Origin of the sequence: Saccharopolyspora rosea (assembly GCF_025643595.1) — a bacterium.
GTDB lineage: Bacteria > Actinomycetota > Actinomycetes > Mycobacteriales > Pseudonocardiaceae > Saccharopolyspora > Saccharopolyspora rosea.
The window spans coordinates 2,390,810-2,405,045 of the sequence record NZ_CP102826.1 but is presented as its reverse complement, the minus strand read 5'-3'; the positions used below and the strand labels follow the sequence as shown (position 1 = coordinate 2,405,045).

Genomic DNA, 14,236 nt, shown 5'->3' with positions numbered 1-14,236 from the left:
AGGTTCACCGGCGCCGCCTTGGAGGCGGGAGTGGTCCGATCCGCCGTTGCCCTGCGAAAGAGGCACAAGCCACCCCCAAACTCCAGTCAGGACGTGTCCGCTTTCAGCCTATCGGGTCAGCGCCGGAAAGAAATCGCCACCCGCCGTCACTGAGTCTGGCGTTCAGGTGACCACGAGCGGAAGGGCCACCTCGAAGCAGCAACCACCAGGCACGTTGCGCACCGTCAGATGGCCCTGGTGCGCCTGCACGATTCCCAGCGCGATGGACAGCCCGAGCCCGCCACCCCGCTCCGCACCGGTGGCGCGCGTGCCGCGCCACCCCATCTCGAAGACCGACGCCAGTTCCTGTTCCGGGATGCCGCCGCACTGGTCGGCCACGGACACGACCGCCCACCCGTCGACGGCCCGCACGTCGATCGACACCACCGTGCCCGGCGGCGTGTAGCGCAGGGCGTTGCCGAGGAGGTTGTTGAGCACCCGGGTGATGGCGCGGTCGTCCACGTGCACCGTGACCGGCTGGATCGTCCCGGCGCGCAGCCGGACGCCGCGGTCCGCGGCCAGCACCTCCAGGCCCGCGACCTCGTCGCTGATGAGGTCGTCCAGCGCGACCTCCCGCGGCCGCAGGCGCAGCGTGCCCGCCTGGATCCGGGACAGCTCGAACAGGTCGTCCACCATCCCGGTCAAGCGTTCGGTGTCCGCGCGGATCTTGCGGCAGCTCCCCTGGATGTCGTCGGCGACGCCGTCCTCCAGCGACTCGGCCAGGATCCGCAGCCGGGCGAGCGGGCTGCGCAGGTCGTGCGAAATCCACGCCACCAGGCGGCGCCGCGACGCCTCGGCGGCCTGCTCGCGCCGCCGGGACTCGGCGAGCTTGTCGCTGGTGCTGGCCAGTTCCCGCGCCAGCTCGGCCAGTTCCGCCGTCGGCGGGTCGTCCGGAGCGCGGAAGCGCTGGTCGACCCCGAACGACCGGGTGGCGTCGGCCAGCATCCGGCCGCCCCGCATCACGGAACGGCCGAGCAGCAGGCCGATGCCGATGGACACGATGCCCGCCACCAGGTTGATCGCGAGGTCGGCGGCCACCGGCAGCCGCAGCGACCGCGTCGCGAGGACCACGGTGAGCGTGCTCGCGTTCATCGCGCACACTGTGATGACGATCACAGCGACCAGCGAGTGCCCCACCGGGTGCAGGCGGAGGATGCGCAGCACCACCATGCCTACCAGTCCGACACCCACCGACTCGCAGAGCGCGACCAGGACGATCAGCAGCGGGTTCATCCACGCCCACCGGTGGAACCGGGCAGGTCGAACCGGTAGCCCACACCCCACACCGTCATCACCATCGCGGGCCGGGAGGGATCGTCCTCGATCTTCTCCCGCAGCCGCCGCACGTGGACGGTGACGGTGGACTGGTCGCCGATGTCGTGCGCCCAGATCTCGCGCATCAGCTCGTCGCGCCGGAACACCCGGCCGGGGTTGGTCATCAGGAACACCAGGAGGTCGAACTCCTTGTTGGTCAACGTCAACGGGCGTCCCGCCTTGCTGACCACGCGGGCCGCCCGGTCCACCACGACGTCCCCGGCCCGCAGGACGCCGTCGGACGGCGCCGGCGGCATGGCCATGGTCCGGCGCAGCACGTTGCGCACGCGCATCACGAGTTCCCGCGGGGAGAACGGTTTGACGATGTAGTCGTCCGCGCCGACCTCCAGCCCGCGCAGCCGGTCCTCCTCCTCGCCCATCGAGGTCACCATGATCACCGGGACCTGGCTGACCTCCCGCAGCTGCCGGCAGACCTGGATCCCGTCCATCCCGGGCAGCATGACGTCGAGCACGACCAGGTCGGGCGCCATCCGGCGGGCCAGCTCCAGGCCCATCGACCCGTCGGGCGCGTGCACCGGGAGGTACCCGCCGCGTTGCAGGTACCCGGTGATCGCCTGCGCGACGGTGGGGTCGTCCTCCACCACGAGGATGCGGCACGGCCGCTCGTTCGGGCCGTCGCCCTGCGGGGGGTGGTGCGGTTGGGTCATGCCCCGGCCTCCTCCGCCACCGGGCCGCGGCAGTCCGAACCGGACTGTTTCCGGAACGCGGCGCGGATGTGACGAATTGTTGAAGACAGGTAGTGGGGCGCATCCATGGTCACCACGCTAGTACGCACCGTCGTCGCCCCGGGGCGGGCGGTCGAGCGCTCGGTGGCCGGCGTGGTCGCGCCGCGACGGCTCAGATGACCCCGGCGCGCAGTCCGTACGCGACCAGCTGCGGACGGTTGCGCAGCTTCAGGCGGCTGGTCATCGCGTGGATGATGTTCTTGACCGTGCGCTCCGAGTAGCACAGCTGCTTGCCGATCTCCTCGGTGTCCCAGCCCTCGGCGAGCAGCCGCACCACGTCGATCTCGCGCGGGGTCAGCCCGGTGGAGTTCAGCCCGCGCGGCGCCAGGACTTCCTCCTGCATCTCCCGCACCTGCCGCAGCAGGTCGCCGAGCAGGTTCGGCGGGACCGACCCGCCGCCCTTCGCCGCGAGGTCGACGGTCTCGACCAGGCGTTCCTCGGTGGCGGCGCTGCGGTGCAGCACGGCGACCACGCCGCACTCCACCAGCCCCATCAGCTCGGCGCGCCCCAGCTCGCTGGTGACCAGCACCACCGGAGCCGTGCACCGGGCGGTGACGCGGCGCAGGCCCGCCACGGTGTCCGGGGTCACCCGGTCCGTGGCGTACACCAGCACGTCCACGTCGTCGGGGAGTTCGCCGGTCGCCACGAACACCTCGAAGTGCCCGACGAGGGTCTGGGTGAGCCCGTTCAGCGTGATCGGGTCGGTCGCCCACCCCGCCACCCGGACCCGGCTCTCCGGGGATTGCCCGCTCGGCAGGTGCAGCGGGTCCGACGCCGTCTCAGCCTGGGAAGTCATCCGCGTTCGTCCTCCGAACTTCGAGCCTGTGCGGTGGCCGACGCGGTACCGGGAACTCCGTTGCGCTCGGCAGCGCGCGACCACCACGAGTCTGCGGCGCCGACCCGGGCTCGAAGCGCTCCGAGCGGACGAGGGGTGGATTCCCCTCACTTTCCGACCCCGGTGCCGCCGCCCGCGCGGCGGCACCGGTCACCGGTCCTCAGAACGAGTAGAAGCTCGGCCCGTCGACCGTGGCGATGTTCAGCCCGGCGCGGCCGTCGTAGACGGTGCCGCCGATGACCTGCCCGCCCTGCGGTTCCGCGGCGACGCGGATCTGGACCGGCTCGGCCTTGTCACCGCCGAACTTGAACGAGTGGCACTGCCCGCTGGGCACCACGGCGGTGGCCAGCCCGCCGCGTTCCGGGAACTCGGCGAAGGAGCCGTAGGAACCCTTCGAGCACAGCGTGAACGTGCCCGGGGTGGCGGCCTGGGCGGTGCCCGCGAGCATGGTGACGGCGGCACCCGCCGCCGCGATGGCGGCCAGGGCACCGGTCGTCCTGGGGGAACGCAACTTGCGCATTCGCTGTCTCCTCTCGTCGAGTGCTGATTCCACCGAGGAGTCAACCGAGGACCCGCCGTGACCGGCCACCTTTCCGGCGCGGCAACGACTTTCGGACACCGACGAATGCCCGATCGCGCCGCACACCGGGAAATCCCCCAGCACCTGCCCTGGTTCCACCTGGGGTGCGGCAGGCGGCGTGAGCCGCTTCCTCTTGCGGTGGCGAGACGATCCGATGTGGACATATCCACGGCTACGCGCAGCCGCGAACGAACCGACGCCCGCCGGGCAAGCAGCCATCGGCCTGGCGCTCAGGTCACGCCGAGTGCTGTCGCAGGCGGTCATAGCGACGTCTGGGCACACGCTCCGAATTCCGCCGCCGACACCGCCACCGCACTTCGAAGGCGGGCTCTCGGGTGATCAGGTCCGTCCTGCGGGGAGGTACAGTCAGACCGAGCCGCGCACCGCGCGTGCGCGGCCGAACCGTCCGAGGAGGAAGGACCCCGCGTGCCCGCACCGCCCGCGATCACCCCGCTCGACCCGGCCGTCACGGTCTCCCTGCAGCTGCCCGGCGGGTGGTTCCTCAACAACGCGGGCTGGATCACCGGCCGCGACCGCGCCCTGCTGGTCGACACGCACGCCACCGAGGCCCGCACCCGGCACCTGCTGGACGGCCTGCGGTCCGCGACCACCCCGGGCACCCCGTTCACCGCCGCCATCACGCACGCGCACGGCGACCACGCCAACGGGGCGGCGGCCGTGGTCCGCGCGGGCGGCACCGTCACCACCACGGCCGCCGCCGCCCGCGACATCGCCACCGGCCCGCACACCTACGACGCCCTGTTCGACCAGCCCGAGGACATGTGGGGCGAGATCGCACCGCCGGAGCTCACCGACACCCTCGCCGGCCCCCGCACCCTCGACCTGGGCGGCACCACCGCCGAGATCCACCCGGTGCCCACCACCGCGCACACCGACGGCGACCTCGTCGTCTGGGTCCCCGAGCACGGCGTCCTGTTCACCGGGGACCTGTTGTTCAACGGCGTCGCCCCACTGTCCCTGCACGGCGACATCACCGGCTGGCTCGACGCCCTGGACTGGCTGAAGACCTTCCAGCCGCGCCACCTCGTCCCCGGCCACGGGCCACTGTCCACAACGGACGATCTCGACGTCCTCGCGGACTACTTCCGCTGGCTGCTGGACGCCGTGCACGACACCGACCACCCGGATTTCCCGGCGCTGGAAGAACGCGCCCGCAGCCGTTGGCCCGCCTGGCACGACGCCGAACGGCACGCGGTCAACCTCCGCGTCGCCCACGCCGGGGCCTCCCGCGACGTCCCGGAGACGCTGCGGGCCATGCTCAGCTCCGCGGGCGGCCCCATCCCCCTCGACCTCACCATCGACGAATCCGCCTGACCGCCGCGCGGGCCGCCCACCTCCGAACCCGGTCGACGTGCGGTCTTTCGCCCCTACCGACCTCGGGGCGACCGGCCGCACACTGGCCTCCCGCCCCGGGACAGCGTCCGACACCTGTTCGAACCCGTCCAGGAACCACCAGTCCGGGGAGGCCGCGATGGAAGACGTTCGATCCGTACCGACCCGCGCGCGGCCGCGGACCGGGCCCGGCGAGGCCGAGCCGTTGAGCGCGGTCGAACTCGATCGGCAGCGCGTCGAGTTCCTGCCCCCGCGCACGCTGTTGACGATCTTCGCGGTGCAGCACGGCGGCCCGATCATCATCGGCGGTGACGGCGGCAACGGCGGCGGCCAGGGCGGTGGCAACGGCGGCGGCGACGGCGGCAACGGCGGGATCGGAGCCAACGGCGGCGACGGCGGTGACGGCATCGGCGGCAGCGGCATCGGAGGCAACGGCGTCGGCGGCCCCGGCGGGCCGGTCTTCGGCTGACCTGTCCGCACCGTCCGCAGTGGAGTGCGCGGAACCGTCCCACCCACACCCGATTCCGCGGAACGCGGTGGCGGCATTCGAGCGGTTCTCCGACCACCGCCGCACGCCGCTCGTCGACGGCCCGCACGCCGCCCTCGGCCGGTACCGGCGCACTCGCGGAGTCACCGAGCAGGCGCCCTCCGTGATCTATCGTCCACATTGGACGGTCACGGAACGTTCCGGGAGCTTGACGCGGCGTCAACGCGCACCTGCCCGTTGAGGCAGCGGGCCTCGAAACCGCGGGCAATCGGGTGCGACCCCCTTGCCGTCGACCGGGGCGACCTGATGTCGTGGGGCCGACATCGGTGTCCCAAGACAGATGCGCGCGCAAGAGCACCGCCCCGGCGGAACCCGGTTCGGTGTTGAGACTCGACGCCGTCTGCACGCCGAAGGCCGACCGAAGCGACGAGTGACGAAACCGGGCCCATGACGTACAGCAGTCCCACCGCGCACGCCCCCTCGCGAGCAGCGCCCACGCGCACCGGACGAGGGTCCGCGGTTGCGGAGGCCGTGGTCGACCTCGGCGCCATCGCGGACAACACCGAGCTGATCGCCGGTGCGACCGACGCCGCCGTCATGGCCGTGGTGAAGGCCGACGCCTTCGGCCACGGCATGCTGCCCGTCGCGCGGACCGCGCTGGCGCACGGGGCGAGCTGGCTCGGCGTGGCGACCACGGCCGAGGCGCTCGCGCTGCGCGACGCGGGCATCACGGCCCCGCTGCTGAGCTGGCTGCACGGACCGGACGAGGACTTCCGCCCGGCGATCCTCGCCGATGTCGAGCTGTCCGTCTCGTCAATCGGCCAGTTGGCCGGAATCGCCGAGTGCGCGGCCGAACTCGGCGCCACCGCGACCGTGCACCTCAAGGTCGACACCGGGCTGAGCCGCAGCGGTGCCGCCGGAGCGGACTGGCCCGCGCTGGTGCACAGCGCCCGGCGCCTGGAGCGCGAGGGCTTGGTGCGGGTGCGCGCCGTCTGGTCGCACCTGATCAGCGCGGACGAGCCGGGCAGCGGCCGCACCGCGACCCAGCTCCACCGCTTCGACGACGCCGTGGCGCTGGCCCGGGAGGCCGGACTCGATCCCGAGCTGCGCCACCTGGCGAACTCCGCGGCGGCGTTGGACGAGCCGCGCACGCACTACGAACTCGTCCGGCCCGGGATCGGGCTCTACGGCGTGGAACCCGTCGCGGGCCGGACGTTCGGACTGCGCGCCGCGCTGACCCTGCGCGCCCGGCCGGTCCTGGTCAAGCGCGTTCCCGCGGGCACCGGGGTGTCCTACGGGCACGACTACGCGACCGCGACCGACAGCAACCTCGCGCTGGTGCCGCTCGGTTACGCCGACGGCGTGCCGAGGCTGGCGAGCGGGTGCGCCGAGGTGCGGATCCGCGGGCGGCGCCACCCCGTCGCCGGCCGCGTCGCGATGGACCAGTTCGTCGTGGATCTCGGCGCGCACACCGCGGACACCCAGGACGAGGTGGTGCTGATCGGTCCGGAGCGCGAGGGCGGCCCCGCGGTCACCGAATGGGCGGAGTGGGCTCGCACCCTCCCGCATGAGATCTTCACCGGAATCGGCAGCCGAGTGCCGCGCCGCTACGTCGACCGGCGCGGCGCTGACCTACCGCATGGGGAGGAATACCTTGCGTAACAACAAGATCCGGGTCGCGGTCGTGTTCGGGGGGCAGAACGGCGAACACACCGTGTCCTGCGAGTCCGCCGCGAGCATTCTGACCCACCTCGACCGCAGCCGGTACGACGTCGTCCCGGTCAAGATCGAGCCCGACGGGACCTGGATCGTGGGAGCCGACGATCCCGCCGTCTTCGGCGCCGGGGACCACGCCGTGCACCGCTTCCTGACCGACGACTTCGCGTCGACCTACGCAGCGGGCTCCACCGCGCTGAGCGGCATCCCGCACGCGCTCGACCAGCTCCGCGACGTCGACGTGATCTTCCCGGCGCTGCACGGGCCCTACGGGGAGGACGGCACGCTCCAGGCGATGCTGGCGATGTTGCGCACTCCCTTCGTGGGCAACGGCGTTCTCGCCAGCGCCGTCGGGATGGACAAGGAGTACACCAAGAAGTTGCTCGACGCCGCCGGGCTGTCGGTGGCCGACGGTGTCGTCCTCGGCCGCGAGCGGGACGTGCCGTCGGACGACGAGCGCTCCCGGCTCGGGTTACCGGTGTTCGTCAAACCGGCCCGGGCCGGATCCAGCGTCGGAGTGTCCCGTGTGGACTCCTGGGACATGCTGCCCGATGCCGTCGGGGCCGCTCGCGAGAGCGATCGGAAGGTGCTGGTGGAGGCGGCCATGACCGGCCGGGAGGTCGACCTCGGCGTGCTGGAGCGCCCGGACGGCACCACCGACGTCAGCCCGCCGCTGGAGATCAAGCTCTCCGGCAGCCAGTCGTTGTTCGACTTCGACGCCAAGTACTCGGATTCCGGCGCCGCCTCCTTCGAAGTGCCGGCCGACCTGGACCCCGGGACCACCGAACACCTCCGCGACCTGTCGCGGCGCGCGTTCGACGCCCTGGAGTGCACCGGACTGCTGCGCGTCGACTTCTTCGTCGGCGACGACGGCGCGGCGGTGGTCAACGAGGTCAACACGTTCCCGGGCTTCACGGCGAACTCGCAGTACCCCCGGATGTGGCGGGCCGCCGGCCTGGACTACCCGGAACTCCTCGACACCCTCATCGAGACGGCCCTGAGCCGGTAACCACCCTCGATCACCGGCCACGTTCGGCGGTCAGCGGAGAACGCGGCCGGTTTCCTCATGCGCGGACGCCGTCGTCCGCCCGGCGGGGCGTGGCGCGAGCATGCGGCCACGGCAGCTCGAAAAGCCCCCGGGAAGGCAGGATCCGGTGCAGGCCCAGGCAGATCGCCACGAGGACACCGGTCATCAGCACCGGTTCCACCGCCGCCGCCGTCAGCTGCACGCCGACACCGGCATCCGAGAGCGGGCTGACCAGAGCCACGTGCAGCAGGGCGAGCAGCGGCATGTGCATGACGTAGATCGGCAGCGTCCGGCGACCGATGCTGGTCAGGGCGCGGGTCAACGTCCCCGAGCGCGTGGCCAGCCCGGCCAGGGTCGTCCCGAGGTACACCGCGACGAAGCAAGTGACCGGCCACACCCCGAACCAGCTCTTGGCGCCGAACTGGTGGATCAGCGCGAGGATTCCCAGGTACGGCACGGCCAGTGCGACGAACCGCGGCCAGCTCGCCGCGGCCACGATCCGTTCGACGAGCGTCTTGCCGTATAGGCCGGCGAGGAAGAACACCAGGTTCTGGTAGACACCGCCACGATCGCCGGGCGTGGTGACCAGACTGGCGGAGGCGATGGCCGACAACGCGAACGCCGCCACGAGCACCACCAGCGGAGGAACCCGTCGCACCAGCTTGGCCACCACGAAGTAGAGCGCCAGCGCGTAGAGGTACCACAGGTTCGACGGGGTGATCGTGAGCTGCTCCAGGAGTTCGAGGGGCCCGTCCGCGCGCGCGGTGTCGAAGGACGGGACGAACGAGAGCAGTGCGGTGTGGACGATCAGCCACAGCGCGTACAGGTAGCAGAACTTGGCCACCTTCGAGCGGCCCAGCACCCGCCACGGGCGGTCCACAGCGCGGACCGCGAAGAAGCCCGAGATCGTGAAGAACAACGGCATGCGCAGCGGCAGGAGCTGCTCGCACACGGTGCCCCACGCACCGGGGAGCACCCACGCGGAGCGCCAGTCGATCTGCAGGTAGTGCTTCATGATGACGTGCCACAGCACGACGAGCACGATGCAGGCGCCCTTGGCGGCATCCGCCCACGCGAGCCGTCCCACCGGGCGCGCCGACTCGCGGAGATCACCGGCGAAACCAGCCGTGTAGCCGGGCGCCGGTATTGCTCGTCCTGATGCCGGCGGCCCGGTCACTCGGTGGTCCACAACGCGGCCCTTCGCGTGCATATCGGTCAACGCGCCCATCGAGCATGGCACGGGCCGATACCGGCACGACGGCGTCGCGAACGACGTTGCCCGTTCACGCACGCAGAACTGCCCTGGTACGCCTCGCTTTCCGATCCGGTCCACAACGGACGGACGGCGGATCAGCTCTGCCGCGCGGACTCCTCGTCGAGGCGGCGCAGTTCGCCCATGCTGTCGGCGAGCGTGCGGTCACCCAGCGCGGCGAGCACCGCGTCCTCGGCCTCGGCGGTGAGCGCGGCGAAGTACTCGGCGGCGTGCGCGGTGACCAGGCACACGCGCTCGCCTTCCGGGGAGCACGCCCACAGGGGTTTGTCGCCGACGGCGCAGCGGTAGATCTCGGCCAGCGTGATCTCCTCCGCCGGGCGTGCCAGGTACGCCCCGCCGCCCCGACCCTTGACGCAGCCGACCAGGCCCGCGCTCGTCAGCGGGGCCAGGAGTTTGCGGACCAGGCTGGGGTTGGTGCTCAGCCTGCGCGCCAGCTCGGGCGAGCTCAGCGTCGCCGAACCGTCCTCGGCCGCGAGCGCGAGGAACAGCATCGCCTGCAGCGCACGGGAGAACCGGACGTCCAACACGATCTCCACCCCCGTCCCACAGGCCGGAACGCAGCTTACCCGACGGTCTCCTCCCCACCAGAATAGCAACTGTCACAGTTGCGTTTTCAGCCCGAGAAAACGTATGTTTGTCATGCACACTTTAACTCGGGGGCGCACCCCGCACGCCCAGCAGGAGAGCGACAGATGAGCACCCGCGCAGCCCAGGTACTGTCCCGCCCGTTCGCACTCGGTTCGGCCACGCTGCCCAACCGGATCGCGATGGCGCCGATGACCCGCGAGCACTCCCCCGGCGGCGTTCCCGGCGAGGACGTCGCCGCCTACTACGCCCGCCGCGCGGCGGCGGGGACCGGCCTGATCATCACCGAGGGCACCACCGTCGACCACCCGTCCGCCGGGTTCAGCGACGACATCCCCCGCTTCCACGGCGAGCAGCAGCTGGCCGGGTGGCGCCGGGTCGTGGAGGCGGTGCACGCGCACGGCAGCGCGATCATGCCGCAACTCTGGCACGTGGGGATCAAGCGGCCCGCGGGAGCGCCCCCGGTCCCCTCGGCCCCGTCCGTGGGCCCGTCCGGGATCGCGCTGGACGGCACGCCCGGCGGCGAGGCGATGACGCTGTCCGACATCGACGACGTCGTCCGCGCCTTCGCCGACGCCGCGGCGGCGGCCGAGCGGATCGGCTTCGACGGCGTGGAACTGCACGGCGCGCACGGCTACCTCATCGACCAGTTCCTGTGGGAGCGCACCAACCAGCGCACCGACGCCTACGGCGGCGACCTGGTCTCCCGGACCAGGTTCGCCGCCGACATCGTGACCGCCATCCGCGAGCGCGTCGCCCCGGACTTCCCCGTGGTGCTCCGGTTCTCCCAGTGGAAGAGCGACAACTACGACGCCCGCCTCGCCGAGGACCCCGGCGAACTGGAGGCCCTGCTCACCCCGCTGGCCGAGGCCGGGGTCGACGCCTTCCACGCGTCGGGGCGCCGCTACTGGGAGCCGGAGTTCCCCGACTCGGGATCGGACCTCAACGTCGCGGGGTGGGCGAAGAAGGTCACCGGCAAGCCGGTCATCACCGTCGGTTCGGTCGGGCTCAACAAGGTCTTCGAACCCGCCTCGCTGACCGGGCAGGGCGCCGCCGTGGCGAGCATCGAACGGCTGCTCGACCGCCTGGAGCGCGACGAGTTCGACCTGGTCGCGGTCGGGCGCGCACTGCTCGCCGATCCGCACTGGGCCGACAAGGTCCTCGCCGACCGGCTGGCCGACCTCGTCCCCTTCGACCGGGCGGCGGTGCAGGCGCTGAACTGACCGGGACCAACGGCGGCCCGCCACAGCGCCCGTCCGCGTGCCCTGGCCGGGGGTCCCGGTGCCAGGCTCCTCCGGTGAGCCGTCTCGCAGCTGCCACCGCCACGCGCACGACAGCGCTCACCGCAGGTGCAGGCCGCCGTTGGCGTCCCAGCAGGCGCCGGTGACCGAGGCGGCGTCCGGAGAGGCGAGCAGGGCGACCATCTTCGCGATGAACGCCGGATCGCCGAGCCGCCCCACCGGGATCCCGCGCGCGAACTCCGCGAGGCGTTCCTCGCCGACGATCGAGCGCACCACCGGGCTGTCCTGCGGTCCGGGCGAGACCGCGTTCACGGTGACGCCGCGCGGTGCGAGCTCGCGGGCGAACACCTTGGTGGCGGACAGGATCGCGCCCTTCGACGACGCGTAGTGCCCGCCGGTGGCGGTGCCGCCGTTCTGCCCGGCCAGCGACGCCATGTTCACGATCCGGCCGTAGCCCTGTGCCGCGAGGTGCGCGCCGAAGACCTGGCAGGCGTGGAAGGTGCCGTGGAAGTTGACCTTCATGACCGCGTCGAGCTCGTCGGGCGTGATCTCCAGCAGCGGCGCGGCCTGCGTCCGGGCGGCGTTGTTGACCAGCACGTGCACCTCGCCGAAATCGGCCAGCACGCCGGACAGCAGCCCCTCCAGCGCGTCGCGGTCGGCGACGTCGACGGCGTAGCCGCGGGCGGTCGCGGCGGAGCCGTCGAGATCCTCGGCGAGCGCCCCGGCGGAAGTCCCGTCGAGGTCGGCGATCGCGACGCGGTACCCGTCGGCGTGCAGGCGGCGCACGATGGCTTCGCCGAGGCCGTGCGCGCCGCCGGTGACCACGGCGGTCTGCGCGGGGCTCACAGCAGGAACCCCGCGGCGGGAACGGCGTGCTCGCTGTCGACCAGCCGCACCACCTTCTGCGCGATCCGGTCCGCCGCCGGGCCGTCGGCGGACAGCCTGACGCGGTGTTCCAGGTCCGCCGCCCAGATGTCGTGGTGACCGCGCTTGAAGGCGACCAGCACCTGCGCCGAGCGCACCACCACCTCGGTGTCCGAGGCGGACCGGGGCACGAACCGGGAGACCGTGCGCACGGTGCGCGCGGCGTCCACGGCGGCGATGGCGTAGCCCTCGGTCATCCGGTTCACGCGCATCCGCCGCATCCGCGCGTCGTCGTAGACCATGTTGAGCGTCCCGGCGAAGTCCTCGGTCTCCGGGTCGATCGGGACGACGTAGAACGCGTCCTCGGCGTACAGCTCGTTCCAGGACGCGTACTCCTTGCGGTCGAGCAGTTCGGCCTCGCGCCAGATCAGCTCGACCGCGCGGGCCACCCGCGGGTCGGTGACCGGGATCGGGTCCGGGATCTGCGTGGTCGTCTCAGTCATGGCTCATCATCTGCTTCCACTGCTGGTAGGCGGCGCGCATGCCGGTCTCGTCGGTGACGTGGGAGGTGGGCCAGCCCGCGGCGTTGACCTCCTCGCGACCGAGACCGCGGTTGACCATGATCGGCATTCCCGGAGCCGCCTGCGCGCCGCGCTGCACCCGGTCCCAGCCCTCGGCGTCGTCCGGGGTGCCGAACCCGAACGGGCCCTGGAAGTGCTCGTGGATGCGCAGCCGCTCGCGGTTGACGATCTCGACCTCCGGCGGGCCGTCCGGCCCGATCGCGACGTGCTCGATCCAGGTCTCGTCCGCCGACACCGGCCGCAGCACGCGCAGGAACGCCGAGGACAGCGAGATGTTCGGGAACAGGTTGAGGTTGAAGCCGGTTCCGTGCATGGCGCGGACCAGCCTGCGCACCTGCGCGTCGTCGAACGTCTTCGACAGCTCCTCGACGACGTGGGAGAACCGCCCCTGCAAGGGTTCGGTGCCGTCGTCGGCGTCCAGGTCGGAGTGCTCGGGCACCATCTGCATCACGCTGTGCCCGTTGCCCAGGTCGTGGGTGATCGCCGCCGGGTCGTTCATGAACGACATCATGTCCGCGGTCTCGGCGTCCACCGAGGCCATCCAGGAGCGGTGCACGATCGGGAAGTGGTAGCCGTCGGTGGAGTTCTCCAGCTGGATCTTCCAGTTGCCCCGGAACTTGAACTGGTGCTTGCCCAGCACCTTGATCGGATAACCGCCGCCCTGCTTCACGAACCGGTCGATCCAGAGCCGGGCGTCGCCGAGGAAGTCCGCCAGCGGCTCGATCTCCGCGTCGAAGGTCGCGAACACGAAGCCGCCGTAGGTCTCGGTGCGCAGCTTGCGCAGCGACATCTCCCGCTTGTCCAGCACCCCCTCGTACCCGCCGGGGTACGGGACTCCGCGCAACGCGCCGTCGAGACCGTAGGACCACGCGTGGTACGGGCAGGTGAAGCCGTTGACCCGTCCCCGCGGCTTCTCGCACACGCTCGCGCCCCGATGCCGGCACCGGTTCAGCAGCGTGTGGAGGTTCCCCGCGCGGTCGCGGGTGACCACGACCGGCTGGCGGCCCACGTGGGTCGACTTGAAGCACCCCGGCTGCGGCAGCTCGCTCTCGTGCGCCACCCACACCCAGGTGCGCTCGAAGATCAGCGCCATCTCGCGTTCGAACAGGTCCGGGTCGGTGTAGACGCGGCCCGCCACCCGGTCGTCGCGCACGAGGTCGGCGGGCGCGTCGGCGAAGATGTCTGCGGTCATCGGTGGTCCCCCTCGGGTTGGTCGGGAAGTTCGACGTCCTCGCGCACGGTGAGCGCGCGGCCGATGCGGGCCTCGATCTTGGCGAACCGCCACAACTTGACCGCACCGTCGCCGACCGGGGTCGTGCGGAAGAGGTTGCAGACGGCTTTGACCGTTTCCTGGGTGTCGACGTCGGCGAGCACGTAGCAGGTCCACGGCCAGCCGTCCGAGGGGCCGACCACGTGCGCGTCGTCGTCGATGTCACCGATGAAGTCCACCCCGGGCATCGCTTTCAGACTGTCCAACATGGACACGAACGCCTGCCACACGTGCCCGTGGGTGATCCCGTCGGTGGGCAGGTCGAAGAAGTTCTGGTTGATGCCGATGCAGAAGAGCACGCGCAGCGGCTGCCGGTTCATGAACG

15 protein-coding genes are annotated in these 14,236 nt (G+C 71.7%); 5 read left to right on the top strand and 10 right to left on the bottom strand.

Annotated features, from left to right (window positions below; all coding sequences use genetic code 11):
- Positions 1–162 precede the first annotated feature (162 nt).
- The 4 genes from NV263_RS11260 to NV263_RS11245 all read right to left on the bottom strand — a co-directional run bounded on the left by NV263_RS11260 (position 163) and on the right by NV263_RS11245 (position 3,454).
- On the bottom strand, positions 163–1,272 hold the full coding sequence (locus NV263_RS11260) for a sensor histidine kinase (protein ID WP_263252818.1): 1,110 nt from the start codon (positions 1,270–1,272) through the stop codon (positions 163–165).
- Positions 1,269–2,021, bottom strand: a complete 753-nt coding sequence (locus NV263_RS11255; protein WP_263252817.1) for a response regulator transcription factor — start codon at positions 2,019–2,021, stop codon at positions 1,269–1,271. Before NV263_RS11255 ends, NV263_RS11260 begins: the two co-directional genes overlap by 4 nt.
- A gap of 190 nt (positions 2,022–2,211) precedes the next feature.
- Positions 2,212–2,895 carry a helix-turn-helix transcriptional regulator gene (locus NV263_RS11250; RefSeq protein ID WP_263252815.1) on the bottom strand — a complete coding sequence of 228 codons (684 nt, stop codon included), beginning with the start codon at positions 2,893–2,895 and terminating at the stop codon, positions 2,212–2,214.
- 199 nt (positions 2,896–3,094) lie between these two features.
- Positions 3,095–3,454, bottom strand: coding sequence for a hypothetical protein (locus NV263_RS11245; RefSeq protein ID WP_263252813.1), 360 nt, complete (start codon positions 3,452–3,454; stop codon positions 3,095–3,097).
- Positions 3,455–3,940: 486 nt separating this feature from the next.
- Between NV263_RS11245 and NV263_RS11240 the strand changes: the two genes are divergently transcribed.
- The 4 genes from NV263_RS11240 (at position 3,941) to NV263_RS11225 (ending at position 8,079) form a co-directional block, all read left to right on the top strand.
- Positions 3,941–4,849: an MBL fold metallo-hydrolase gene (locus NV263_RS11240; RefSeq protein ID WP_263252811.1), complete on the top strand. Its 909-nt coding sequence runs from the start codon at positions 3,941–3,943 to the stop codon at positions 4,847–4,849.
- A gap of 157 nt (positions 4,850–5,006) precedes the next feature.
- Positions 5,007–5,336, top strand: coding sequence for a hypothetical protein (locus NV263_RS11235; protein ID WP_263252809.1), 330 nt, complete (start codon positions 5,007–5,009; stop codon positions 5,334–5,336).
- 465 nt (positions 5,337–5,801) lie between these two features.
- A complete protein-coding gene (alr, locus tag NV263_RS11230; protein WP_263252807.1) occupies positions 5,802–7,016 on the top strand; it encodes an alanine racemase in 1,215 nt (404 codons plus the stop codon).
- Positions 7,009–8,079, top strand: a complete 1,071-nt coding sequence (locus NV263_RS11225; protein WP_317630413.1) for a D-alanine--D-alanine ligase family protein — start codon at positions 7,009–7,011, stop codon at positions 8,077–8,079. The genes alr and NV263_RS11225 overlap by 8 nt, the downstream gene beginning before the upstream one ends.
- 55 nt (positions 8,080–8,134) lie before the next feature.
- Here the strand turns inward: NV263_RS11225 and NV263_RS11220 are convergent, their stop codons facing one another.
- Together NV263_RS11220 and NV263_RS11215 are read right to left on the bottom strand one after the other, a co-directional pair.
- Positions 8,135–9,184, bottom strand: a complete 1,050-nt coding sequence (locus NV263_RS11220) for an acyltransferase family protein (RefSeq protein WP_263252803.1) — start codon at positions 9,182–9,184, stop codon at positions 8,135–8,137.
- A gap of 263 nt (positions 9,185–9,447) precedes the next feature.
- Positions 9,448–9,897 carry an RrF2 family transcriptional regulator gene (locus tag NV263_RS11215; protein ID WP_263252801.1) on the bottom strand — a complete coding sequence of 150 codons (450 nt, stop codon included), beginning with the start codon at positions 9,895–9,897 and terminating at the stop codon, positions 9,448–9,450.
- A 165-nt stretch (positions 9,898–10,062) separates the two neighbouring features.
- On the opposite strand from NV263_RS11215, the gene NV263_RS11210 reads away from it, so the two are divergent.
- A complete protein-coding gene (locus NV263_RS11210; RefSeq protein WP_263252800.1) occupies positions 10,063–11,178 on the top strand; it encodes an NADH:flavin oxidoreductase in 1,116 nt (371 codons plus the stop codon).
- A 117-nt stretch (positions 11,179–11,295) separates the two neighbouring features.
- On the opposite strand, the gene NV263_RS11205 is transcribed toward NV263_RS11210, so the two are convergent.
- The 4 genes from NV263_RS11205 to NV263_RS11190 are packed head-to-tail and all read right to left on the bottom strand — an operon-like array spanning position 11,296 to position 14,231.
- Complete coding sequence (locus NV263_RS11205) at positions 11,296–12,042, bottom strand: SDR family NAD(P)-dependent oxidoreductase (protein WP_263252798.1); 747 nt, start codon at positions 12,040–12,042, stop codon at positions 11,296–11,298.
- Entirely contained in the window at positions 12,039–12,563 is a 525-nt protein-coding gene (locus tag NV263_RS11200) for an aromatic-ring-hydroxylating dioxygenase subunit beta (protein ID WP_263252797.1), read from the bottom strand. The genes NV263_RS11205 and NV263_RS11200 overlap by 4 nt, the downstream gene beginning before the upstream one ends.
- Positions 12,556–13,833: an aromatic ring-hydroxylating oxygenase subunit alpha gene (locus NV263_RS11195; RefSeq protein ID WP_263252796.1), complete on the bottom strand. Its 1,278-nt coding sequence runs from the start codon at positions 13,831–13,833 to the stop codon at positions 12,556–12,558. Before NV263_RS11195 ends, NV263_RS11200 begins: the two co-directional genes overlap by 8 nt.
- Positions 13,830–14,231 carry a hypothetical protein gene (locus NV263_RS11190; protein ID WP_263252795.1) on the bottom strand — a complete coding sequence of 134 codons (402 nt, stop codon included), beginning with the start codon at positions 14,229–14,231 and terminating at the stop codon, positions 13,830–13,832. Before NV263_RS11190 ends, NV263_RS11195 begins: the two co-directional genes overlap by 4 nt.
- Between the last annotated feature and the right edge of the window lie 5 nt (positions 14,232–14,236).